Below are 24,438 nucleotides of genomic sequence, written 5' to 3' on the forward strand. Positions count from 1 at the left end.
GCGGCCGCTCGAAACGCCCGTCCGTTCAGCGATCCAGGAACGCGAACAGCTCCTCCCAACGGCGCAGGGTCTCCGGCTCGGAGAACCGCTGGACGCCGGACCGGGCCCGCGCGCCCATCGCGTCGCGCAACCGGGGGTTGCCGGTGAGCCGCAGGAGGCGGTCGGCGAGGGCGGCGATATCACCGGCGGGGGCCAGGAGCCCGTCCTCACCGTCCCGGACGATCTCGCGCACCCCCGGCGCGCAGTCGAAGGCGGCGCAGGGCACGCCGCTCGCCATCGCCTCCAGCAGGGCCAGCGGGAAACCCTCGCCCCGGGATGACTGGACGAAGACGGAGGCCTCGGCGAGGGCCCGTTCCACGTCGTCGGTGCGGCCCATCCACTCCACGGATCCGTCGAGGCCGAGGCCGGTGCACCGGGCCTTCAGCGCGGCCTCGTCCTCTCCGGCCCCGTACACGCGCAGCCGCCAGTCGGGGCGGGCGGGGGCGACCAGGGCCCAGGTGTCCAGGAGCAGGTCGATGCCCTTCTGATCGCTGAGCCGGCCGATGCTGGCGACGGTCCTCGCGGTGCGCGGGGAGGGCACGGCGGGCAGGCGGGAGAGGGCGTTGGGCAGGAAACCGACGTTGTTCATGCCGTCCCCGGCCCACTGGTCGGCGTCCTCCTCGGTGAGGACGAGCCAGTGGTCGAGGTCCTTGTAGTGGTTCTTGATCCAGCGGTAGCGGTGGCTCGCACGGGAGTAGCCGTAGGACTCGTGGCTCATCCCGATGACCCGCAGCCCGGTGGTGTCGGCCTCCCCGACCCATTCCATCGCCCAGACCTGGGTGACGATGACGACCGCGCCGGGGCGGGCCGTCGCGAAGATCTCCGAGAGCCGGGCGACCGCCTGTCTCTTGGCGGCGGCCCGGGCCGCCTCCTTGCGCCGGGTGGGGAGGCGGAAGCGGTCACGGACGCCGTGGGGCGTCCAGGGGGTCGGGGGGTGGGCGGGGTGGAGGGCGGTGACGGGATGGGCGGACTGTGCGGGCAGCGCCATCTTGAGGTCGGACGCGTGGATGCCGATGGCATGGACCCGGTGCCCCTGGCCGGCGAGGAGACGGGCGGTCTGGTGCATCCAGCCGGTGACGCCGCCGAGTTCGTCGGTGCTGTTGGAGACGATGAAGACGTCGCGGCTCATCGGCCGGCCCCCCGGTCGTGGTCGATGGTGTAGCGGGCACCCCGGGAGGATCCGGGGGCGAAGACGGCGGCGACGGTCCTACGGGCCGCGTCGCCCCGGTCGTAGGGCCCGAACTGCCGCACGAAGGCCCGGCGTCGGTCGATGTACGGGGTGTCGGACTTCTTCAGCTCCGCGAGGGCCCCGAACAGCTCCTCCTGTGTCGCGGTCACCGGCCCGGGGGCGTGCTCCCGCAGGTCGAAGTAGCTGCCGCGCTCGGCCGCGTACGCCTCCAGGTCGGGGGCGAACAGCACGACGGGCCGGTCAAGGAGGGCGAAGTCGAACATGATGGAGGAGTAGTCGGTGATCAACACATCGGTGAGGGCGAGGATTTCGCTGACGTCGTGGTGGCGCGAGACGTCGACGACGGTGCCGGGCGGACAGATCGGCAGCCGGGCGGAATCCAGGTAGTGGGCCCGCACGAGCAGGGTGTGGGTGTCGCCGAACCTCTCCGCGAACTCCCTTACGTCCAGCAGAAGTCGGGCCCTGGGCTGCTTGCCCGGGCCGCCCCGGAACGTGGGGGCGTACAGCACGGTCCTCCGGTGGTCGTCCAGCCCCAGCGCTCCGGCGAGCGGCGGGCGCGGCAGCCGCCCCTCGGTCTCGACCCGGTCGCGCTCCGCGATCAGGGCGTCGTTGCGCGGGTAGCCGGTGCGCAGGAGCCGTTCCTCGGGCAGCCGGTAGGCGCGGGCGAGGGTGTTCACATCGTGCTCGGAGCGGACGAGGAAGTGGTCGAAGCGGTCCACGGCCTGCTGGAGCCGCACGCGCTGGGGGGTGTTCTGGAGCCGTACGCGGGTCTCGTCGAAGCCCATCCGTTTGTACGCGGAACCGTGCCAGGTCTGGAGGTACGTCGTGTGCCGGGGCTTGTGCAGCTGCTGCGGGAAGCCCTGGTTGTCGACCCAGTACTCCGCGCGGGCCAGCGCCCACAGGTAGCGCCAGGACCAGCGGCGTACGAGGCGGGCGTCGGCCGGGAAGCCGTCCGGGGAAGGTTCGTAGGACCAGGTGGCGTGGAGTTTCAGGCCCTGGCGGCGGATCTCCTCGTAGAGGGCGCGCGGGCTGTCGCCGTAGCAGGTGCCCATGTGGCTTTCGAGGACGACGGAGCCCCGGCGCACGGGGAGCCGGGTGAGCCAGGTGTTGTAGACGGGGGCCTTGAAGCCCCGGGAGCGGTAGCGGTCCAGGCGCCCCCGCAGGGACCGGACGAGGAGCTTCGCCTTGCGGGCGGGCCGGAAGCGGGTGGCGTAGCGGACCAGACGGTGGGTGGTGCGGGCCGGGCGGCGGCGAGCGGTCAGCCGGAGCGCGAAGTGGTCCTTGAGCGTGATGTAGGGCTCCCAGGTGTCCCCGGCGAGCCGCCCGAGCCGGGGCCTGGCGGCGAACCGGAGGGCCCCTTCCACCTGGTCCTGCGGGGCGAACAGATCGCTGACGGACCTGGGCCCGTCGGGGCCCCCCGCCGTCACGGTCAGCCGCGCGTCCCACGCCGTGTCGCGGGCGCCGACGGGGCGCAGGCGGCGCGTGACGTCGGCCCGCGCGCGCCAGATGATCCCGTCGCCGTCGTGCCGGACCTCCTCGACCGGGAACGCGACGGCGCGCGCCCCTCCCCGGGCCCGGAACTCCAGGGTCGCGCCGAGGGGGGCCCCGGGGGCGGGGCCGCTGTGGCCGGGCAGCACGAGGCGCCCTTCGAGGAGCAGGCGGCCCCGCTCGGCGGTGGCGCGGGTGAGCCGGTTCATCAGCCGCGCGTCGCCGAACGTGCGGTACTGGTGGCCGAGTTCGGTGAAGTCGACGCCCGGCCCCGTCGGGTCGCCGCCCCAGACCACCCGGCCGTCCGCGCCCGTTGTCAGCGGCGCGCACACGGTGGCGGGCCTGCTCAGCGCGTACGCCGCGGTGAGGACCCCTTCGGCGTCGCCCCGGGCCAGCAGGCCCACGGCCAACCGCTCCAGCGGCGGCAGGTCCGGCAGGCCGTTCCGGAAGGAACCGGTCAGCACACGGGCGGCGGTCGCGACGGCCCGGTCGCGGCGGGCGGCGGGCAAGTGGGGGAAGGACCGGGCGAGCGGCACCAGGTGGTCGCGGGCGAACGCCTTCTCCCGTTCCTCGCGCAGCTCGGACAGTCCACGCGCGAGGAGGGTGTTGCCGACCCGGTGGTGGGCCTCGACCAGGGCGGCGAGGTCGCGGGCCCGGTCGGGGACGGCCCGGCCGGTCACGATCAGTCGGCGGACCAGGGCGATCCGGCCGACCGCGGCGGCGGCGAGCGGGCCGAAGAGGATCTCGCCGTGCGCCAGGTCCTCCTCGTACCGCAGCCCGTGCCGTCTGGCGGCCTCGCGGCGCAGACAGAATCCGGTCACCAGGGCGTCCCTGACGACGAGTTCGGGGGCGTCGGTGAAGCGGGCGAGGGTGCGGGAGCGGGCGTACAGCTCACTCTGCCAGGACGGTTCCCGTTCCTTGCCGTCCTCGTCCGCGATCCTGCTCCAGCGGCCGGCGATCAGGTCGGCGCGGCTGGTCTCGCCCGCCTGCCAGAGGTTGCGGCAGGCGTGGAGCTGGAGGCGTTCGCCGGTGGCGAGGACCAGGACGTACCGGCCCCTCGCCGCGTCCAGGCCCGCGTTGCGCAGGGCTCCGGTGGTGCGGACGGCCGGGTCGGCGTGGAGGAGCCGGACCCGCTCGGGGGCCCGGTCGGCGAGGGCCCGGGCGGCGGTGCGGACGGCCGGGTCGGCGGTGGAGGCGAGGACCACGACGGCCTCGGCTCCGCGCAGCGACTGGCCGAGCACGGACTCCACGGAGGCGCGCAGGGCGTCGGCGCCTCCGGGGCCCTCGCTGTCCCCGCCGCCGGTGATCACACAGCTGAAGTCGCTCATGCCTGCTCCCCCTTGAGCATCCGGTCGACGACCCCGGCGGCGGCGGTCCCGTCGTCGAGGTCGCAGAACGCCTCCCGGAACCGCTCGTACGCCTCCCGGTGCCCGGCCCTCGCGCCCTCCGGGTCGCGCAGGGCGGCCACGATCCCGGCGGAGTCGGGGATCAGGGGCCCGGGGGCGCGGTCCTCGAAGTCGAAGCAGAAGCCGCGCAGGGTGTCGCGGTAGTGGGCGAGGTCGTAGGTGTGGAAGAGCATCGGGCGGCCGGTCCGCGCGAAGTCGAACATGATCGAGGAGTAGTCGGTGACCAGGACGTCGCTGATCAACAGCAGTTCGGCGGCGTCCGGGTGACGGGAGACGTCCCGGACGAAGGCGGTGTCGGGGACGCTCCCGCCGACGAGGTAGTGGCGGCGGACCAGCAGGACATGGTCGTCGCCCAGGCTCTCCCGCGCCTGTTCCAGGTCGAGTTGGAGGTCGAGTCCGTAGCGCCCGCCCCGCCGGGGGTGGTCGTCGCGCCAGGTGGGGGCGTAAAGGATCACGCGCCGCCCCTCGGGGATCGCGAGCCGCTCGCGTACGGCGGCGGTCTTTTCCCGGTCGGGGTCGCACAGCAGGTCGTTGCGCGGGTAGCCGCACTCCAGGACTTCGCCCGAGTAGCCGAAGGCACGGCGCAGGACGGGGGTGGAGAAGCTGTTCGGGGAGACGAGCACGCTCCACTGGGCGGACCGGTGTTCCATGGACGCCATGTACGCGGCGTCGGCGTGCGGGGTGCCCGCGAGGTCGCGGCCGATGCGCTTGAGGGGGGTGCCGTGCCAGGTCTGGACAACGCACTGGCCCTCGGCCCGCTCGAACCACTCGGGCAGGTGGGTGTTGGTGACGATCCAGCGGCTGCGGGCCAGCGCCTCGTACCACGCGGCGCTGTGCAGGGCGACGGGCCGGACGCCTTCGGGCACGGCCGCCTGCTGGTCGCGCACCACCCACAGGTGTTCGATATCGCGTCCCCGGGCGGCGAGTTCGCGGTGGATGGCGCGGGGCGAGTCGGAGTACTGGCGGCCGTCGAAGCTGGAGTAGAGGACGGCCGGGCGCGGTTCGGCCGCTCCGGGGCCACGCAGTCCGGCGTACCGCTCGCGCTGAACGCGCTGCCCGTACGCTCCCCGCTCCTCCACCGGGCGGGCGCTGCCGGACTCCAGTACGAGCCGGTCGTGGTGGCGCCGCTGAAGGATGAAGTCCCGGTGGCCGGAGCGCTGTAGCCGCGGAAGGGTGGGGTGCAGAGGGGTGCTCAGCCGCAGCGGCCGGTACGCCTCCGGGTCCCGCTCCCCCGGCTCGCGAAGGAAGAGGTACCAACGCCCCTCGGCGAGCGGCAGCGCCCCGCCGGGTCCCTCGACGGAGGCGGGCGCGATCACGGCCCGGAAGCCGTCGCCGTCTCCCCGCTCCAGGCCGAGGACCACCTCCTCCCGGTGGCCGCTATGTCGCAGGACGAGTTCCCGGAAGGCGCCGGCCGGCTCGGGGAAGGCCCCTTCGAGGATCAGGGCGCCCGAGTCCTTCCAGGTGGCGGCGGTGACGACGGGCTGGACGGCCCGGTCGGTGAGCACGAGGTCGCCGGAGGGGTTGGGGGCCGCGTACAGCTCCCGGCCGCCGGGCAGTGCGTAGCGTCCGTCCTGCGTATCGGTCCGGGCGGCTACCGTCAACGGCTCTCCCTCACCGACGAGTTGGACACCCCAGATGTCGTCCTCCCCCCGGAAGGCGCTGAACGGGATGTCCGCCGCCCGGGAGCCGGGGGAGCCGCGCAGGGCGAACTCCCGGGTTTCCCTGGTGCGCCACTCGGTGAGCCTGAGGGCGACCGGCCCGGCGTCGCCGAGGATCCTCACCTCCAGGCGTACGGCGTCATCGGCCGCCGACTGCCCGGTCAGCACGGCCATGACCTGTTCGGTGCGCAGCTCCAGCTTGTTGCCGGACAGGACGGGGACGATACGGGTCCGCTCGTCGGTGTACGTCACCGCGGGCGGGGCCGGGGTGCCGACGAGCCGCATCGGGCCCCGGCGCGGCCGGCCCGCGCCGACGACGACGGCCTCCAGCTTCCACGTCGTCCGACCGCCGCCGCCGCTGCCCGTGCCCTTCGCCGTGAGCCTGCGCGGGTCGATGACGGCCTCGAACCCGGCGCGGTCGTAGCGGTGCAGGGAGCGCCCGGAGAGGGCGGTGGCCTCGTCGCCCGGGACCGGGCGGGTCCGCAGGGGGATCAGCCGCTTCCCGGAGCGCAGCCAGCCGATCCGGACCGGTCCGCCCGGGGCGTTCCGTACGTAGGCGTGGCCGGACAGGTGCAACAGTCCGTCCCGCCAGACGGCCTCGGTGAGGTGGGCGTGGACGGGCAGGTCGGCGGAGGTCAGTGCGGTGGTGGCGGGCGGCAGGGGGGCGCGGACGGCGGGGTGATGGGCACGGGGGCGGAGCAGCCCGGTGACGTGGAAGGTGTCCCGGTCCCTCTTCTCGTCGGCGAGGAGGGCGAGGAGTTCGGGGAGCCGGCGGTCGCGGATGAGCTGCCACTTGACCCGCAGATGCAGGGGCAGTCCGGCGAGGACGCCTGGCTCCACGCTGGCGGCGAACGCGCCCGCGTGCTTCAGGAACGCCTCGTGGAACTCCGCGTCGCCGCCCCCGAGCGCCTCGATGAACAGCCACAGGTCACCGGAGAGCGCGTGGGCCTCGTAGCGGCGCTTGCCCTCGGCCAGTTCGGGCCGGGCGGCGAGGAAGCGGCTGACGGTGGTGACGGCGGTGACCCGGTCGCGGATGCCCCGGGGCACGGCCCGCCGGGTGGTGATCGAGCCGTCGCGGTCGCGCCAGTGGTAGACGGGTTCCTCGACGACGTCGACGGAGCGGGCCAGGAAGTGGGCGGGCAGGACGACGGCGATGTCCTCGTACAGCACCCCGGTGGGGAAGGCGAAGGCGTGCTCGTCCCAGAAGGTCCGCCGGAAGACCTTGTTGCAGGCGATGCGGTCGCCGAGCAGGATCCAGTCCCGGGTGATGTGGGTGGCCCGCCGGGCCCTCTCCATCGGTTTGCGGAACATGGGGGACTGTTCGAGATCCCCGTTGGCCCGAAGCCGGAGCACGTTGCCGGTGGCGAAGTCGGAGCGTGAACCGTCGAGTTCGGCCAGCATCCGGGCGTAGGCGCCGGGCGGCACGATGTCGTCGCTGTCGACGAAGGTCAGGAACTCCGCGCCGGGATGGGCCTCGCGGACGCCGGCGTTGCGGGCCGCGCCGAGCCCGGCGTTCTCCTGCCGGAGCAGCCGGAAGCGCGGATCGCGGTCCGCGAAATCCTGTGCCAGGAGCGGTCCGTTGTCCGTGGAGCCGTCGTCGACGAGGACGACCTCCAGGTCCGGCATGGTCTGCTCGGCGAGTGAGGACAGGCAGGCACCGAGGTACTCCTCGACGTTGTAGAGGGGGACGACGACGGTGAGACGGGGTGCCATCGCGGCGCACGATCCTTCCGGGCGGACGACATCAAGGAGCAATGAGCGTCGGGGAGACGGGACTTGGGCGGGACCTTGGGGCGGTTCGGGTGGTTCGGGTGGTTCACGTGGTTCGGGTGGTTCGGGGCGGGAGGGCCCTCGGGGGCCATGGGGTACAACCCGCACCGGAAGGACGGGTCACCCGAGGGGGTCCGTTCGGGTGACGCGGAGGGCGGAGTCGCGTGTCCCGGGGCGTGCCGGGAGCGCGTTCGAGCCCCGTACCGGAAGGGCACGGGGCTCGATGCGCTCGGTGCTGCCGCGGGGCGCGGGGTCAGGGCTTGACGGCGATCCGTCCCTCGTCCATCCGGAGCAGGAGCAGCTGCTCGCCGGTCTTGTCGAGGAACTCGTCGACCGCCTGCCGTGATCCCTGCCAGTAGCCGTAGTCGTCGATCAGAAGCACTCCGCCGGGGACCAACCGGGAGTACAGGTGCTCCAGTTCATGCTTGGTGGAGGCATACCAGTCGGTGTCCAGACGCAGGATCGAGATCTGTTCGGGGGCCTGCCCGGGGACGGTGTCCTCGACCCTCCCCCGCACGTAGTGCACGCGTTCCTTCGGGTACGGGACGCTGTCGAAGCCCGCCTTGACGTCCTCCAGCGAGGCGACCGCCCAGATCGGCCGGTCCTTGCCCTGGGCGTCCAGCAGTTCCTTGGCCGGCCGGCCGTCACGCCGCAGATCCTCGGCGGTGGGCGGGGTCATGCCCTCGTACGTGTCGAAGAGGTACAGGTCGCGCTCGGTCTCCCCGGCGGACAGCAGGGTCCGGGCGCAGGCCTGCATGGACCCGCCGCGCCAGACACCGCACTCGACGATGGAGCCGGGGATGTTGTGCCGGGCGATGTGACGGGTGGCGAGGATAAAGGCGTTGAGCCGCTCCGGCGAGGTCATCGAGTACGGCTTGACCGCACGGATGATCTCCTTCGCCTCGTCGTCGTAGTCGGCCGGGAACGCGAGGGCGGGCTTCTTCGCCTGGGGCTTCGGCTTCGCGGCAGCCACGGGAACAGGGGCGGGTGCGGCGGCCGGAGCCGGTGCGGGACCGGCGGGGGCGGTGCGGGCGGCAGGCACCGTGACACGCCTGAGCTGGTATCCGGTGAGCTGCTGAAGGACGCCGTTGACGGCGTTGCGCCAAGCCATGCCCCGGGACAGTACGCGCGGTTTGCGCCGCATGTCATTTTTCGTCAACCTGTCATTGATCCCGCCGGACCGTCCCAGCGGGCCCCACAGCTCAGCCCGCCGGCTCGGCACACGCACGAGCCTTGTCCGGTTCGGGCGTCCGCTCCGGTTCGGGCGTCCGCTCGGATGCGGGCGCCCGCACCGGTTCGGGCGTCTGCTCGGGTACGGGGGCGGATGCGGGCCTACCGCACCGCTCACGGCCGTCCACCGGGCGGGGCAGTGGGACGCCGTCCACGCCGCCGACCCGGTTCGCCCACCACACCGCCAGCTCCCGTACGGCGAACATCGTGAGGCGGGGGTAGCGCCGAGGCTTGCGGAAGACGCCGACGGAGTCGCCCCAGTAGGCGGCCTTGCCGTCGATGGCCCGGTAGTCGTGCCAGATGCCCTTCCGCGGCGGGAAGTCGGTGTAGGCCTCGCGCAGTTCGAGCCGCGAGTGGGCGGCGAGCGCGCGGAACCCGTCGGGGTAGTAGCGCCAGCAGTCCTGCGCGTCGTGGACATGGCCGCGCGAGGGCGCGGTGATGAACGCGTGTCCGCCCGGCTTCAGGATCCGGGCGATCTCCAGCATCGACGCCCAGAAGAACGGGATGTGCTCGAACGCCTGCCCGGACAGCACGACATCGGCGCTGTTGGAGCGGGCGGGAATCCGGTAGGGCTTTGTCATCACCGCGTCGACGTTGGGGCCGTCCCGCACGTCGACCCCGAAGTAGTCGATGGGGTGCCCGGCGAGGAGCGCCCGGTGGGTACGGGTCTGCTTGCCGGAGATGCGCGATCCGAGGTCGACGACGCGGTAGGCGCCGGACGCGGGCCCTTCGGCAGGCAGATACTCCTGGATGCAGAGTTCCATCTGCTCGTAGGCGGACCGGTGCATGGACGTCTCCCAACATGGCGGGGTGAGCGAGCTGTTGGGAACAACGACCGCGCGGCGCGGAGGAATCGGCACGGGCGGCCCGGCGTGAGCCGTTCGGGTGGCGGGACACGCCGGCGGACCGGGGCGGGCCTCCGCATCACAGGGACGGGGCGAAGAACCGCCGTACGACGCGTTCCGCCGCGCGCCCGTCGTCGTACGGGCAGAACCGCTCCCGGAACGCGGTGCGCAGCGCGGCCGCCTCCGGCGACCGCCACTCCCCCGTCCGGAACACGTCGGCCAGCCGCCCGGGGGTGGTGGTGACGGCGCCGGGGGTGTCACCGGGCCGCCCGGAGAGCAGGTCGAAGTAGGTCCCGCGCACGGCCCGGTAGGCGGCCCAGTCGGGGGCGTGGACGACGATCGGGCGGTCCAGACAGGCGTAGTCGAAGACCAGGGAGGAGTAGTCGGCGATCAACGCGTCCGCGGCCAGGCACAGTTCCTCGACCCGGGGATGCCCGGTGACGTCGACGACCCGCGCCGCCGAAACCGACGGCTTGGCGGGGGGTGGGCCGTATTCCCCATCTCTACACAGCCCCGATTCGTGATGCACGGCCGATGCCCCTACCGTCCCGCCGACCCCGGCGGACCGCCCGTAGAAGTAGTGGGCACGCACCAACAGGACGTATTCCGGGCCGAGTTCCCTCGCCAGTCGCTCCGGGTCGAGGTCGGGCACGAAGCCGTCGCGGTAGTCGCGGTGGGTCGGGGCGTAGAGCAGGGCGGTCTGCCCCTCGGCGATGCCCAGTTCGGTGCGGAGCCTCGCGATTTCATCGGAGGTGGCGGTGGCGTAGCGGTCGTTGCGGGGGTATCCGAGGTCGAGCCGTTCGTAGGTGCCCGGGTAGACGCGGTCCCAGACCCCGGTGCTGTGCGGGTTGGCGGAGAGGCTGAAGTCCCACTGCGCGACATGGGCGAGGATCTTGGCGAAGTCGGCCTTCCGGGCGAGGGCGGGGTACGCGCGCTGGTCCAGCCCCATGGTCTTGAGCGGGGTCCCGTGGTGGGTCTGGAGATAGCGCTGACCGGGCCGTTTGGTGAAGCCGCCGGGAAAGCTGGAGTTGTTGACCAGGTAGGTGGCGGTGGCCATGGCCCGCCAGTAGGGGCGCGAGCCCTCGATGACGTACGGCACACCGGGCTCCATCCGGTCGCGGTGCCGGGAGGAGAGGACCCACACGCCCCGGATGTGCGGGGCCAGTTCGCGGGCCCTGGCGTGGATCGCGGCGGGGTTGCAGGCGGCGCCCCGGTTCCAGTACGCCCCGTAGACCGCGAGGTTGGGGTCGAGCGGGCGGCGCAGGTCGGTGCGGTAGGCGGCCCGCATGGCATGGCGGCGCACGAACCGCTTCACGGAATCTCGGGTGGGCATGGCAGCCGAGCGTAGTGGTGGGGTCGGGGAACGGGCGGCCCACGTTCACCCGTTCGGGTCAGCGCCGGTGACCCCGGGACCCGCCCCCTGTTGACCAGGACATGAAGCCACCACTGGCACCACCGCCACCGCTCCTCAGCGTCGTCGTCCCCGTCCACAACGTCGAGGCCTACCTGGAGGACTGCCTGCGGTCGGTGGCGGAACAGACCCTCGAAGCGATCGAGGTGGTCATGGTCGACGACGGTTCGACGGACGGCAGTGCCCGGATCGCCGCCGAGTTCGCCGCGCGGGACTGCCGCTTCCGGCTGGTCCGGCAGCAGAACGCCGGCCTGAGCGCCGCCCGCAACACCGGTGTCCGGCACACCACCCCCACCGTCCCCTACCTGGCGTTCGCCGACAGCGACGACGTCGTCGTGCACGACGCGTACGAGCGGATGACGGCCTCGCTGGAGTCGACCGGTTCCGATCTGGTGACCGGCAATGTGTGGCGACTGACCGCGCAGGGGCGACAGCAGGCCTGGCAGTACCGCTGGCTGACCGCCCCCCGACCGCGCACCCACATCACCGCGGACCCGCGCCTGCTGGCCGACCGGGTGGCCTGGAACAAGGTGTTCCGGCGCTCCTTCTGGGACGCGCACGGCTTCACGTTCCCCGTGGGCAAGCTGTACGAGGACACCCCGGTGATGATCCCCGCGCACCATCTCGCCCGGTCCGTGGACGTCCTGCGCGAGCACGTCTACTACTGGCGGGTGCGGGAGGGATCGATCACCCGGCGGCGTACGGACGTCACGGGCGTACGGGACCGGATCGCCGCGTGCGAGCAGGTCAGCGCGTTTCTGGGCGGCCGGGACGCGGCGCAGCGGCGGGCGTACGACGCGTCCTGTCTGCGGGACGACTTCGGGTACTTCCTGGACGGCCTGCCGATGGGCGGCGAGGCGTACCGGGCGGCGTTCCTGGAGGGCGCCGGGGCCTTCGCCGACCGGGCGGGGCCCGGCGCGCTGGAGGGGCTGCCGGTGGAGCTGCGCGTCAAGTGGTCCCTGGTGCGGGAGCGGCGGATCGACGAGCTGCTGGCGGTCCTCGCCTTCGAACGGGCCAACAGGGCGGGTACGTTCGCGGTCGAGGGGTTCCCGGGGCGGCGGCGAGCGGTGTACCCCGGGGTGCGCGGCGCGAACGCCCGGCTCGCGCGCACGGACATCCCCGCCGTGGCACGGCTGCTGGAGGCACGCTGGGGCGCGGACGGGAAGCTGCGGCTGCGCGGGTACGCGTATCTGCGCAACCTCCCCGGCGCCTCCGCCCGGCAGCGGCTCATGGTGGGGATGGTCCGGGCGGAGCGCGGGCAGCGGGTGCGGCCGGTCCCGGTGCGGTCCGTGGACACGCCCGAGGCGACGGTGAACTCCGGTCAGGAGCTGCACGGCTACGACCACGCGGGGTTCGAGATGGTCCTCGACCCGGACCGGCTGCCCGCGACGGCGGACGGCGGCGGCTGGCTGGTCGGCCTGGTCCTCGCCGCGCCCGGGACGGTACGTCGGGTGGCGGTGCGCGCCCCGGACGCGGGCGCGGACCAGCCGCTCGTCCACGACCTGGGCGACGGGCGGCGCTCGGTGCTCGACTACCGGGGCGGCCGGCTCCGGCTGACCGTGTCGCGCCTGCGGGCCCGGGCCGAGGGGCACCGGACCGCCGAGGCGGAGGGGGCCCCGCTGGAACTCACGGGCCGGCTCTTCGACGGAAGCGGGAGCAGGCCGAGGGCGCTGGTGCTGACGCGCGAGGGGGGCGAGGGGGGCGAGGAGCGCTCCTGCCCGGTGGAGTACGCGGAGACCTCCGGGGCCAACGGGGCCCGTGCGGCGGGCGGGTCCGATGCGGCGACCCCGGCGGCGGCAACCCCTGCGGACGGGTGGCGCGGGCCGGACGGGGTCGGGTTCACGGTGCGGGTGCCGCTCGCCGAACTCGCCGGCGCCCCGCCCGCCCCGCACCGGGCCCCCCGCGAGGTCGAGCCGGTGGACGGGGCGCGCTGGCGGGTCCGGCTGGTGCTCGCCGACGGCACCCGCGTCCCCCTGCCCGCCGCCCCGGAGCTGCCGCCGCCCGCGTGCGCGGACCCGGCTGGCGACCTGGTGCTGGACCTGGCGGGGGCCCCGTACGCGGACCGGGTGGAGCGCACGCGGGAGGGGGCTCTGCGCGTCTCGGGGACGTACGTTCCGCCCGCTCCGGGGGCGGTGGCCGCGTCCGTCGGCCGTCTCGTCCTGCACCACGAGACGCTGCACGAGACGGTTCCGATCGCGGCGGCCCTCACGGGGAACATCACGGAGCCGGGTGCGGAGGCCGTCACGGAAGCCGTCACGGAGCCGGGTGCGGAAGCCGTCACGGAGCCGGGTGCGGAGGCCGTCAGGGAAGCCTTCGTGAACGGGCCTTCGGACAAGAGCTCGGACGAAATCCCCGACGAGTGTTCTGACGAGTGCTCTGACGGGAGCTCTGACGGGAGCCCCGACCACGCGCCGGGCCGGTTCTCCGCGCTGATCGCCCCGCCGCTCCCGGAAGGCCGCTGGGAGGTCCGCCTGGACGGCCGGCCCGTACGTGTCCTCGGCTCCGCCGCCGCGCACCTCCCCCGCGACGGAGGCGAGAGCGCTCTGCGGCTGGAACGGCGGCACGGCGACCGCCTGTCCGTCGTCGCGGGGCCGGAGTCGCGAGCGGCGGCCGCCGGGCGGAGCGCGTACGGCAGGCGGCTCCTGCGCGCCGCGCACTACCGTGACGGGCGCACGCTCCTCCCGCTCCGCGACACCATCCTCTACGCGGGCGGCGACTCCCCGCGCGCCGTGCACGCCGAACTCGTGCGCCGGGGCACGGAGACCGAGCACCTGTGGGTCACCGGTACCGCCCCCGGCCGCACCACCCACGTCCCGCCCGGCGCGCGGGCCGTCCCCGTGCACAGCGCCGCCTGGTACGAGGCGCTGGCCCGCTCCCGTCGGATCGTCACGGACGAGCAGCTGCCCGGGTGGTTCGAGCGGCGTCCGGGGCAGACGGTCGTCCAGACCTGGCACGGCACCCCGCTCGGCCGGTTCGGCGGCTGCCTGGCCGACACCCTCTACGCCGACCACCAGTACCTCGCCACCCTGCCGCGGCGGTCGGCCCAGTGGTCGGTACTGGTCTCCCCGAGCCGCTTCGCCACCCCGTGGCTGCGCCGGTCGCTGGCGTACGAGGGCGAGGTGCTGGAAGCCGGATCGCCCGCCAACGACGTGCTGTTCCCGCCCGGCCGGGACAAGGCCTGCGAGGAGATCCGGCGCGGGCTGGGGATCCCGGAGGACCACCGCACCGTGCTGTACGCCCCGACCTACCGCGACCACCTGGCCCACCCCCCGGCGCCGTCCGCCGACCGCACGGCCCCGGGCCCGTACCGCTGGGATCCGGCACTCGACCCGGGGGCCCTGGCCCGGGCGCTCGGCCCCGGCCACACGGTGCTGGTCCGCCGGCACCCCCGGGTCACCGGCGGCCCCCAGGAGGCGCCCGGCGTGCTCGACGTCTCGCGTCACCCGGAGGCGGCCGGTCTGCTGCTGGTGGCCGACGTCCTGGTGACGGACTACGCGGGGCTGGTGTTCGACTTCGCGCTGACGGGCCGGCCGATGCTCTTCCACACCTACGACCTGGAGCACTACCGCGACACCGTGCGCGGCTTCTGCCTGGACTTCGAGACCCGGGCGCCGGGGCCACTGCTGGTCACGACGGACGAGGTGGCCCAGGCGCTGCGCGACACCGGGCCGCTGGCCGCCCGGCACGCCGACGCGTACGAGAGCTTCCGCCGCGACTACTGCGATCTGGACGACGGCGGCGCGGCGGCCCGGGTCGCGGACCGGCTGCTGGCGGACACGCCCTGAGACCGTCGGGAAGCCGGGGCCCGGAATCCCCCGGACGAGTGGCGGCGGGGAGAGCGGGCCCGCCGCACGGAACCCATGAGAGGTGCCCCTCTTCCCCGCTGCCTCCGCCCCGCCCTCCGACCTCCCGCCCGCCGCGACCGGAGACGGCCGGGCCGACCGGACGGCCCGGCCGCCCCTGTGGCTGCCGTCGCCGTACCTCGTGCTGGGCGGTCTGCTGTGGGCGCTGCTGTCGGCGGCGGCCTGGCAGGCTCCGCTGTGCTGCGAGGCCGGGCTCCAGGCGGCGGTCGTCGAACGGCTGCGGGTGAACCTGCTGCATCCGGCGTTCCCGATGACCGACCTGCCCGCCGTGGCGAGCGCGCACTACTCCCCGTACGCGCTGCCGCAAGGGCTGGCCGCCCGTGCCAGTGGGCTTTCGGGCCCGTCCGTCGTCGCGCTGGCCGCGTCGGTGAACCTGCTGCTCCTGCTCACCGGGATCGGCCGGCTCACCCGGCTGCTGACCCCGAACCGCTGGGTTCCGGTCCTCGTGTTGGTGCCCCTGACGCTGATCCACTGGGCGGACCCCGCCCGCTGGAGCGCGCCGAGCACGTTCGCGGTCGCGGTCACCCTGCACCTGTGGGCGTGGACCGGCCGCGCGACCGCCCGGACCGCCCGCCCCGGCGATCCGAAGCCGGGCCGGACGCCCCGGTGGGCCGAGGCGGCCGGGATCGGGGTTCTGCTCGGAGTCGTCCTGCTGGTGCACCCGCCGACGGCGATCGGCGCGGCGATCGGGTGCCTCGCCCTGATCGCGGTCCGGACGCGGACCCGGATCCGGCCGACCGTGTCCCGGTGGGTGTTCGCCGTCGTGTGCGCGGTGACCGTGGCGGTGTTGTGGCCGTACTACAACGGGCTCACCGCCCCGCGCACCCCCGCCGACGGCCGGACCACGGGGCCTCCGGCGGCCGAGGGGGTGCGCGCGGCCGGGGAGCCGTACACCTGGGCGACCGCGTACGTGCCCCCGGGCGAGGTGGTCCTGACGGACAGCCGCCCGGCGATGTACGCGCTGGCCGGACACGGGGCGTACGTGCTGGCCGACGGGCTGCCGGACGCGGGGCTCGCGCGCACGGAGCGACGGGAGCGGAGCCGGGCGGTGGCCGCCTACCTCGACGCGTCGACCCCGCAGGCCCGGCGGGACGGGATCACCGCCCGGTACGGGGTGCGGTGGCTGCTGCTGACCCGTTACCAGCGCCTGCCCGAGAACGCGACGATGCTGGCGTTCAGCCCGCGCACGGGCGAGGTGCTGGCACGGGTGACGGCGGGCTGACGCGACCGGGGCTCCGTCGGGCGGGCACGAGGGCCCGCTCCGGTCGGGCGGGCACGAGAACCCACTCCGGTCGGGCGGGCACGAGGGCCCACTCCGGTCGGACGCGCATGAGGCCTCCCCGCACGCGTACCGGACACCGGCGGGACCTACTCCGGTCAGGCGGGCCCGGGGCCCGGATTCCCTCGGGCGTGCTTGAGCGCGGCGACCGCCGAGGCGGCCAGATCGTCCAGGTAGCCCTTCGGCAGCTCGCCGCGGACCACGACGAGCCGCCAGTACAGCGGGCCGACGATCAAGTCGAGCGCCCGGTCCGGATCGCTGCCGGCGGGCAGCTCCCCCCGGGCCACCGCCTCCCTCACCACCACGGCGGCGACGCCCTGCTGCTGGTCCAGGAGCGCGACCTTGATCGCCTCGGAGATCTCCGGATTGCGGGCCGCTTCGACCAGCAGGTCCGGGATGACCTGTGAGGCGACCGGGTGACGCAGGGCATACGCGGCCAGTTCCAGGACGGCGCGCACGTCCCCGTACAGCGAACCGGTGGCCGGGGCGGGCATCCCCTGGGCGGCGACGGCCGCGACCAGATCGAGGACGAGCGCCAGCTTGGACTTCCAGCGGCGGTAGACAGCGGTCTTGCCGACGCCCGCACGCCGGGCGATGCCCTCGATGGACATCCGGGCGAACCCCACCGCGGCCAGTTCCTCGAAGACGGCGGCGCGGATGGCGTCGGTCACGTCCTCACGCAGGACGGCGGCGCCTGCGGGGGCGCGGCGGCGGGTTCCCCGTTCGGTGGTCATGGCCCGCATGATAGTCGGCCGCGACGAAACGGTTGCGTTGCGACGTAGAAGCGGCCTACTCTCAGCGTTACGACGATACGGTCCCGTCCTAACGAGGGCGTCCCCACGGGACCGTACCGTCCCACCGTTCCCTCGCCCCGTCTCTCCCCATCTCCCCGCCGTTACGCGGTTCCGCCGTTCCACTCCCTTCCCCCCTCCCGCTTCCATCGAAAGCGATCGTTCGTGGTGAGCCAGACAGCAGCTCCGCCGTCCCCGGTGAGCACCCCCGCCCAGGACGTCCCCACCTACGCACCCGGTGAGCTGGCCGCCCTGGCCGCCCGGCACGGCCTCACGGTCAGCGGCGCCAGGCCCTCGCTGCCCGCCTACATCCGGCAGCTCTGGGGGCGGCGGCACTTCATCGCCGCGTTCGCGACGGCCAAGCTGACCGCCCAGTACAGCCAGGCGAAGCTCGGCCAGATCTGGCAGATCATGACGCCCCTGCTGAACGCGACGGTCTACTACTTCATCTTCGGCGTCCTGATGAACACCAAGCACGGAGTGGAGGACTTCGTCCCGTTCCTGGTCACCGGGGTCTTCATCTGGACCTTCACCGCCAGCTCGATCACCGCGGGCACGCGGGCGATCAGCGGCAACATCGGCCTGGTGCGGGCCTTGCACTTCCCGCGCGCCTCGCTGCCGGTGGCCCTCGCCCTCCAGCAGTTGCAGCAACTGCTGTTCTCACTCGGCGCGCTGGCCGTGATCCTGCTGGTGTTCGGCCAGTACCCGCGCCCGTCCTGGCTGCTGGCGGTTCCGGCGCTCGCGCTCCAGGCGGTGTTCAACACCGGGGTGTCGATGGCCGTGGCCCGGTTGACGGCGAAGACCCCGGACATCGCACAGCTGACGCCGTTCGTCCTGCGGACCTGGATGTACTCCTCCGGCGTGATGTGGAGCCTGGACCACCTGCTCAAGGGGGAACGGGTGCCGCACGCGGTGATGGTGGCGCTGGAGTACAACCCGGCGGCGCTCTTCATCAACCTCATGCGGTACGCGCTCATCGACAGCTACACAGGGGCGCAGCTGCCACCGTTCGCATGGGCGGTCGCGGGGGGCTGGGCGCTGCTGTGCGGAGTGGCCGGATTCGTGTACTTCTGGAAGGCCGAGGAGACGTACGGACGTGGCTGATCCCAAGAATTGCCCCGGCCTCAAGGATTCCGCCGGCCTCAAGGATTCCTCCGAGGACCGGCGTGTCCCGACCGTCGTCGTGGACGACGTCCACATCACGTACACGGTCAACGGCGCGCGTACGGGCAAGGGCAGCGCGACCTCGGCGCTCAGCCGGATCACCACCCGCCGCCGTACCCCCGGCGCACGCCAGGTGCACGCCGTGAAGGGAGTCAGTTTCGCCTCGTACAGGGGCGAGGCCATCGGCCTGATCGGCTCCAACGGCTCGGGAAAGTCGACCCTGCTCAAGGCGGTCGCGGGCCTGCTGCCGCCGACCCGGGGCAGGGTCCACACCCAGGGCCAGCCGTCGCTGCTCGGCGTGAACGCGGCGCTGATGGGCGACCTGACGGGCGAGCGCAACGTGGTGCTGGGCGGACTCGCGATGGGCATGACCCGCGAGCAGATCCGCGAACGCTACGACGAGATCGTCGACTTCTCCGGCATCAACGAGAAGGGCGACTTCATCACACTGCCGATGCGCACGTACTCCTCGGGCATGGGCGCCCGGCTCCGCTTCTCCATCGCGGCGGCCAAGAGCCACGACGTGCTGCTGATCGACGAGGCGCTGTCCACGGGGGACGCGAAGTTCCAGCGCCGCAGCAAGGACCGCATCAAGGAACTGCGGGCCGAGGCGGGCACGGTCTTCCTGGTCAGCCACAGCAACAAATCGATCACCGAGACCTGCGACCGGGCCCTGTGGCTGGAGGCGGGCACGCTGCGGATGGACGGCCCGGCGAAGGAAGTAGTGGCAGCGTACGAGGCGTTCACCAAGCGCAAGTAGCCCTTCCGACCGCCCGGCCCACCACCCCCGGCCCACCCGCGCGGATCCGGCCCGTCCGGCGCCTGAGGGCAGCAGTCCAGCCCGTCCGGCGCCTGAGGACGGCACCGCACCCGGGGCGGGCCGCACCAACGCCCGGGGGGGCCGGCGCCACCAAAGGCGCCGGCCCCACAGACGTACAAGAACTCCCTACGCGTGCGTACGCAACAACGTCCGCATCGTTCGCATCGCCACCGAGAGATTCGCCAGGTCGAACGTGTCCGACCCCTGGATCTCCTCCAGCGTCGCCCGCGACCGGGCCAGGATCGCCGCGTTCCTCTCCTCCCACGCCCGGAACCGTTCCTCCGGCGTGGACGACCCGTTCCCCACACTCAGCACGTCCGACGTCAGCGCCGCGTGCGCCGCGTACAGGTCCTCGCGGATGGAGGCGCGGGCCATCGACTGCCAGCGGTCGTCCCGCGGCAGCTCGATGATCCGGTCCATCAGCTGGGTGATCCGCAGCCGGTCGCCGAGATCGTAGTAAACCTCGGCGACCTCCAGCGGCTCCTTGCCCGTACGGTCGGCGATGGCCACGATGTCCAGCGCCGGGAAGGCGGAGGAGAACCCGGCCACCCGCACCGCCAGCTCGTCCGGCACGCCCGCGGCCGTCAGCTCCTCCAGGATCGAGTGGTACCAGTCCAGGTCCGCGCCCTTGAGCAGCTTGGGCAGCTCGTCCCAGACCCGCGCGACACCGTCCCGGAAGCACTCGATGGTCTCCGCGATGGCGACGGGCTGCGGCCGGTTGCCCAGCAGCCAGCGTGAACCGCGCTCGACCAGGCGACGGGAGTGCAGCCGGATCCGGGTCTGGACGTCGGCGTCGGCCTTGTTGTCGAGCGCCTCGACCGCGTCCCACACCCGGGACAGGCCGAAGATCTCACGGGCCGTGAACTGGGCCCGCACGATCTCCTCGATCGACGCTCCGGTCTCCTCGCGCAGCCGGTGCAGGAAGGTCGAACCGGCGGTGTTCACCGTGTCGTTGACCAGGACCGTCGTGATGATCTCGCGCCGCAGCGCGTGCCCGTCGACCGCCTCGGGGAACCGCTCGCGCAGCTCGCTCGGGAAGTAGGCGTGCACCAGCTTCTGCAGGTGCGGGTCGTCCGGCAGGACCGTGGAGATCAGCTCGGCCGCCGCCGTGATCTTGGTGTAGGCGATCAGCACGGCCAGTTCGGGCTGGCTGAGCCCCTTGCCGTTGCTCAGCAGCTCCCGGATGTGCCGGTCGGCGGGCAGGAACTCCAGCGCCCGGTCGAGGGCGCCGTCGCGCTCCAGGCGTCGCATGAAGCGCTGCTGGGCGTGGAGCAGGGACGGGGCCTGGGCGAAGGCGTTGGAGAGCGCGACGTTCTGCGCGTAGTTGTTGCGCAGAACGAGCGCACCGACCTCGTCGGTCATGTCGGCGAGCAGCTTGTTGCGCTGCTTGACGGTCATGTCGCCGTCCCGGACCAGACCGTTGAGCAGGATCTTGATGTTCACCTCGTGGTCGGAGGTGTCCACACCGGCGCTGTTGTCGATCGCGTCGGTGTTGATCCGGCCGCCGCCGCGGGCGAACTCGATCCGGCCCAGCTGGGTGGCCCCGAGGTTGCCGCCCTCGCCGACGACCTTGGCCCGCAGCTCCTCGCCATTGACGCGGATCGCGTCGTTGGCCTTGTCGCCGACGTCGGCGTTCGACTCGGAGACGGCCTTGATGTACGTGCCGATGCCACCGTTCCACACCAGGTCGACGGAGGCCTTGAGGATGGTCCGCATCAGGTCGGCGGGCGTCATCTTGCTCACCGAGGGGTCGATGCCGAGCGCCTCGCGGACGTGCGGGTTGAGCGGGATCGACTTGGCGCTGCGCGGGTGGATCCCGCCGCCCGCCGAGAGCAGGCCCGTGTCGTAGTCGGCCCAGGAGCTGCGCGGCAGGTCGAAGAGCCGGCGCCGCTCGGCGTACGAGGTGGGGGCGTCCGGCTTCGGGTCGATGAAGATGTGCCGGTGGTCGAAGGCGGCGACGAGGCGGATGTGCTCGGAGAGCAGCATCCCATTGCCGAACACGTCGCCGGACATGTCGCCGACGCCGACGACGGTGAAGTCCTCGGTCTGGGTGTCGTGGCCCAGCTCCCGGAAGTGCCGCTCGACGGACTCCCAGGCGCCCCGGGCGGTGATGCCCATGCCCTTGTGGTCGTAGCCGGCCGAGCCGCCGGAGGCGAACGCGTCGCCGAGCCAGAAGCCGTACGCGACGGCGACCTCGTTGGCGATGTCGGAGAAACTCGCGGTGCCCTTGTCCGCGGCGACGACGAGGTAGGTGTCGTCCTCGTCGTGCCGGACGACGTCGGCGGGCGGTACGACCTCGCCGGCCACCATGTTGTCGGTGATGTCGAGCAGCGCGGAGATGAACGTGCGGTACGCGGCGATACCCTCGGCGAACCAGGCGTCGCGGTCCACGGACGGGTCCGGGAGCTGCTTGGCGACGAAGCCGCCCTTGGCGCCGACGGGCACGATGACGGTGTTCTTCACCATCTGCGCCTTGACCAGGCCGAGGATCTCCGTACGGAAGTCCTCGCGCCGGTCCGACCAGCGCAGCCCGCCTCGGGCGACCTTGCCGAAGCGCAGGTGGACGCCCTCCACGCGCGGCGAGTAGACCCAGATCTCGTACGCCGGACGGGGCGCGGGCAGGTCCGGGATGGCCTGCGGGTCGAACTTCATCGAGACGTACGCATGCGGGGCACCGTCGTCCGTGTGCCGGCCCCCCTTGCCGCCTCCCTCACTCGCGCTCTGGAAGAAGTTGGTGCGCAGGGTGGCCTTGATGACGGTGAGGAAGGATCGCAGGATCCGGTCCTCGTCCAGTGAGGCGACCTGGTCAAGGGCCCCGTCCAGCTCCTCCAGGAGCCCGTCGGTCAGCTCCGTTCCGGCGTTCTGGCGACCGGGCGACATACGGGCCTCGAAGAGCGAGACGAGCAGCCGGGTGGTGTGGACGTTGTTGCGGAGCGTGGACTCCATGTAGTCCTGGCTGAAGGTCGAACCGGCCTGCCGCAGGTACTTCGCGTAGGCGCGCAGCACCATGGCCTGCCGCCAGTTCAGCCCCGCGCCGAGGACCAGGGCGTTGAAGCCGTCATTCTCCGCCTCGCCCTTCCAGACGGCGGCGAAGGCCTCCTGGAAGCGGGTGCGGGCGTCGTCGGCGAGATAGCCGCCGTTGCCGTTGGCCAGCGGCATCCGCAGCCCGAAGTCGTAGATCCAGGCGTGGGTACGGTCCGCGCAGCGCAGCTCGTACGGCCGCTCGTCGACGACCTCGACGCCGAGCTGCTGGAGCGCCGGGAGGACGGCGGAGAGGGAGACCTGCTCGCCGGTCCGGTAGATCTTGAAGCGGCGCTCGCCGGGGCCCGCACCGACCGGCTCGTACAGGCTGAGGGCGAAGTCCTTCTCGCCCTGCTTGAGGGTCTCCAGGTGGACCAGGTCGGCGACGGCGGCGCGCGGCGAGTGATCGGCCTTGTAGCCCTCGGGGAACGAGTGGCCGTACTGGCGCTGGAGTTCGGCGCCGCGCTCCTCGCCCAGCTCGGCGTTGAGCGCCTCCTGGAAGCCGTCGGCCCAGGAGCGGGCGGCCTCGACGAGCCGCGCCTCGATGCGGTCGGCGTCGGCGTCGGTCAGGTGCGGCAGCTCGGTGCCGGCCGGGACGCGGATGACGAAGTGCAGCCGGGAAAGGATCGACTCGGTGTTCCAGGCGGTGAAGTCGACGCTGTTGCCGCCGAGTTCCTCCTTGAGAATGTCGATCAGCCGCAGGCGTACGCCGGTGGTGTAGCGGTCGCGCGGCAGGTAGACGATCGCGGAGTAGTAGCGCCCGTACTCGTCCTGGCGCAGGTAGAGCCGCAGCCGGCGGCGCTCCTGGAGGTAGAGGACGGAGGTCACGATGGAGCGGAGCTGGTCGACGGGCGTCTGGAACAGCTCGTCGCGGGGGTAGGTCTCCAGGATCTGGAGCAGGTCGCGACCGTCGTGGCTGTTGTACGAGAAGCCCGCGCCCTCGACGACCTCGGCGACCCTGCGGCGGATGACGGGCACCCGGCGCACGGACTCGGTGTAGGCGGCTGAGGAGAAGAGCCCGAGGAAGCGCCGCTCGCCGACGACGTTGCCCTTGGCGTCGAACTTCTTCACGCCGACGTAGTCGAGGTAGCTGGGGCGGTGCACGGTGGCCCGGCTGTTGGCCTTCGTCAGGACGAGGAGTTTGTGCTCGCGGGCCTTGGCGCGGGCGTCGGCGGGCAGCCGGTCGAAGGACGGGCTGACCGGGTGGGCCTCGTTCTCGCTGTGGTGCGGGTCGGAGCGCAGGATACCGAGCCCCGTGCCGGGCACGGCGGCCAGCGAGTCGCTGTCCTTCAGCTCGTACTCGCGGTAGCCGAGGAAGGTGAAGTGGTCGGCGGCCAGCCAGCGCAGCAGCTCGCGGGCCTCCTCGACCTCCTCGTCGGCGAGGTCGTCCAGCGGTTCGCCGGGCAGGTCGTCGGCGATCCGGAGGGCGGCTTCGCGCATCTTCCCCCAGTCCTCGACGGTCTCCCGCACGTCGGACAGGACACGCAGCAGGTCGGTGGTGATCTGCTGGAGGTCGGCGCGGTCGGTCTCGCGGTCGATCTCCACGTGGATCCAGGACTCGACGAGCGCGTCGTGGGGCAGTTCGGCCCTGCCGCCCTTCCCGTCCTTGGAGTCCTTGCGGCCCTGGGTGCTCTTCGGGAGGCCGGGGCCGCCGGAGAGGACCTCGATGAGCTTGCCGGTGACATCGCGGCGGACCGTGACCTGCGGGTGGATCACGACGTGGATGCCGCGCCCCTGCCGGGACAGCTCATTGGTGACGGAGTCCACCAGGAAGGGCATGTCGTCGGTGACGACCTCGACGACGGAGTGGCTGCAGGTCCAGCCGTTCTCCTCGACGGTCGGGGTGTGCACCCGGACGTTGGCGGTGCCCTGCGGACGGTTCTCGGCCAGCCGGTAGTGCGAGGCGGCGGCACCGAAGACGTCGACCGGATCACGGCCGCCGAGGTCCTCCGGAGCCGTATGCAGGTAGTAGCGCTGGAGGTAGGCGAGCACCGTGTCCTGACCGGGACGGGCGCTCTCGTCGGCCCCGGCGGCGGAAGTCGGCGCCCGGGGGGCACCTCCCGGGCCACCGACACCACCGCCCGGACCGTTTTCAGCTACCTTGGCGGCCCCTGCGAGCAGCTCGGCCTTGGCTTCGTCCAGCTTGGTCTGCATGTCCTCTGGCTCCTGTCGCGCGCCGTTGCGTGACGTAGGTGAGAAAAGCGGCGTACCGCCACGACGCGGGGTTTCCGGTCTGGGTCGACGCTATGCCGCTTCGAGAGATACCCGGGACCAAATTGGCCATTTTCGGCAGCCGGTCCGGAGTCGGGAGATCGCGGATCGCCCGGGTGCTGTGGCACTCCGGGCGGCAGCCGGGGGCTTCGCTGCCCCCGAGGCGTATCGCGCTGATCACGCCACCAGGCTATCGCCCTCGCACCCCGTTGCGTCATGAGCTGCTTGTGTACAAAAGAACCCCCCGAACTTT

12 protein-coding genes are annotated in these 24,438 nt (G+C 72.8%); 4 read left to right on the forward strand and 8 right to left on the reverse strand.

What is annotated here, in order from left to right:
* Window positions 1-25 precede the first annotated feature (25 nt).
* From ACZ60Q_RS21335 to ACZ60Q_RS21360, 6 genes are all read right to left on the reverse strand, one after another.
* The gene (locus tag ACZ60Q_RS21335; protein WP_469636722.1) at window positions 26-1,168 is read right to left on the reverse strand and encodes a glycosyltransferase; all 1,143 of its coding nucleotides are present in this window, start codon (window positions 1,166-1,168) and stop codon (window positions 26-28) included.
* Window positions 1,165-4,044, reverse strand: a complete 2,880-nt coding sequence (locus ACZ60Q_RS21340) for a CDP-glycerol glycerophosphotransferase family protein (protein WP_469636725.1) — start codon at window positions 4,042-4,044, stop codon at window positions 1,165-1,167. The genes ACZ60Q_RS21335 and ACZ60Q_RS21340 overlap by 4 nt, the downstream gene beginning before the upstream one ends.
* Window positions 4,041-7,493 (reverse strand): bifunctional glycosyltransferase/CDP-glycerol:glycerophosphate glycerophosphotransferase, encoded by a 3,453-nt coding sequence (locus tag ACZ60Q_RS21345; protein ID WP_469636728.1) that lies wholly within the window; start codon window positions 7,491-7,493, stop codon window positions 4,041-4,043. Before ACZ60Q_RS21345 ends, ACZ60Q_RS21340 begins: the two co-directional genes overlap by 4 nt.
* A gap of 310 nt (window positions 7,494-7,803) precedes the next feature.
* Entirely contained in the window at window positions 7,804-8,694 is an 891-nt protein-coding gene (locus ACZ60Q_RS21350) for a TylF/MycF/NovP-related O-methyltransferase (RefSeq protein ID WP_469636824.1), read from the reverse strand.
* Window positions 8,695-8,752: 58 nt separating this feature from the next.
* On the reverse strand, window positions 8,753-9,568 hold the full coding sequence (locus ACZ60Q_RS21355; protein WP_469636731.1) for a methyltransferase domain-containing protein: 816 nt from the start codon (window positions 9,566-9,568) through the stop codon (window positions 8,753-8,755).
* A 136-nt stretch (window positions 9,569-9,704) separates the two neighbouring features.
* The gene (locus ACZ60Q_RS21360; protein WP_469636734.1) at window positions 9,705-10,958 is read right to left on the reverse strand and encodes a CDP-glycerol glycerophosphotransferase family protein; all 1,254 of its coding nucleotides are present in this window, start codon (window positions 10,956-10,958) and stop codon (window positions 9,705-9,707) included.
* A 101-nt stretch (window positions 10,959-11,059) separates the two neighbouring features.
* On the opposite strand from ACZ60Q_RS21360, the gene ACZ60Q_RS21365 reads away from it, so the two are divergent.
* Both ACZ60Q_RS21365 and ACZ60Q_RS21370 read left to right on the forward strand, forming a co-directional pair.
* A complete protein-coding gene (locus ACZ60Q_RS21365; RefSeq protein ID WP_469636736.1) occupies window positions 11,060-14,821 on the forward strand; it encodes a bifunctional glycosyltransferase/CDP-glycerol:glycerophosphate glycerophosphotransferase in 3,762 nt (1,253 codons plus the stop codon).
* Window positions 14,822-14,903: 82 nt separating this feature from the next.
* Window positions 14,904-16,121 carry a hypothetical protein gene (locus tag ACZ60Q_RS21370; RefSeq protein ID WP_469636739.1) on the forward strand — a complete coding sequence of 406 codons (1,218 nt, stop codon included), beginning with the start codon at window positions 14,904-14,906 and terminating at the stop codon, window positions 16,119-16,121.
* Between the two features lie 155 nt (window positions 16,122-16,276).
* Here the strand turns inward: ACZ60Q_RS21370 and ACZ60Q_RS21375 are convergent, their stop codons facing one another.
* Window positions 16,277-16,912 carry a TetR/AcrR family transcriptional regulator gene (locus ACZ60Q_RS21375; RefSeq protein ID WP_469636741.1) on the reverse strand — a complete coding sequence of 212 codons (636 nt, stop codon included), beginning with the start codon at window positions 16,910-16,912 and terminating at the stop codon, window positions 16,277-16,279.
* A gap of 255 nt (window positions 16,913-17,167) precedes the next feature.
* Here ACZ60Q_RS21375 and ACZ60Q_RS21380 point away from each other — a divergent pair, with 255 nt between their 5' ends.
* Both ACZ60Q_RS21380 and ACZ60Q_RS21385 read left to right on the forward strand, forming a co-directional pair.
* Complete coding sequence (locus tag ACZ60Q_RS21380; protein WP_469636827.1) at window positions 17,168-18,073, forward strand: ABC transporter permease; 906 nt, start codon at window positions 17,168-17,170, stop codon at window positions 18,071-18,073.
* A gap of 79 nt (window positions 18,074-18,152) precedes the next feature.
* Window positions 18,153-18,893: an ABC transporter ATP-binding protein gene (locus tag ACZ60Q_RS21385; protein WP_469636831.1), complete on the forward strand. Its 741-nt coding sequence runs from the start codon at window positions 18,153-18,155 to the stop codon at window positions 18,891-18,893.
* Window positions 18,894-19,079: 186 nt separating this feature from the next.
* Here the strand turns inward: ACZ60Q_RS21385 and ACZ60Q_RS21390 are convergent, their stop codons facing one another.
* Complete coding sequence (locus ACZ60Q_RS21390) at window positions 19,080-24,128, reverse strand: NAD-glutamate dehydrogenase (RefSeq protein WP_469636744.1); 5,049 nt, start codon at window positions 24,126-24,128, stop codon at window positions 19,080-19,082.
* Window positions 24,129-24,438: the final 310 nt, after the last annotated feature.

The organism is Streptomyces sp. NPDC104313, from assembly GCF_055583985.1.